We start from the raw sequence: 599 nt of genomic DNA on the forward strand, positions 1-599 counted from the left end.
TCCAGGGCGCTTTCTGCAGCAGCCAACATGGCTTCCCCGGTTTGGTCATCGACCCGCGAGGGCAGGGCAAAGCCGATCGAGCTTGTCATCAACACACGGGCGCCATCCACAGCAATCGGATCAGACAGTGCCGATTGCAACCGCCCGGCAAACTGAATCATCGTTTCCAGATCGACCCGTTTATTCTTTTCGATCACTGCCGCAAAGCGCCCGGGGGCCAGGCTGGTGACAACGTCGCCGTCGCGCAGTGTGGTTTGCAGCCGCTCCGCGCAACGTTGCAGGATGTGCTCGGCTGCGGGCACACCGTATTGTGCGCGCAGGCCGGACAAGTCTTCCAATTCGATCACAAGACAGGTGCAGGTGCCGTCCGCCGCTGCGTCATCCAGCGTGGCCAGGGCATGGTCGCCCCGAGGCAGACCCGTTATCGGGTCTTTGCGGCCCAAAACCGGCGGATCGGGGCGGGTCAGGATGCTGGTCAGCGCCAGCAGGGCAGGAAACAGCAGCGCCGAAAACAGCAAGAACCCTTCGCCGCCAAACCAATAGGCGCCAAGTGTCAGGGCGGGAATGAACGCCGCAAGTTGCGGCCCGACAAGCGCCGC

1 protein-coding gene is annotated in these 599 nt (G+C 63.1%); it reads right to left on the reverse strand.

Translation table 11 applies throughout. From position 1 onward, the window contains the following. Positions 1–599: diguanylate cyclase domain-containing protein (locus SM447_RS29525; RefSeq protein ID WP_474576142.1), on the reverse strand; the 599-nt coding region annotated here is incomplete at both ends.

It is taken from the genome of Micromonospora aridisoli, from assembly GCF_056150025.1.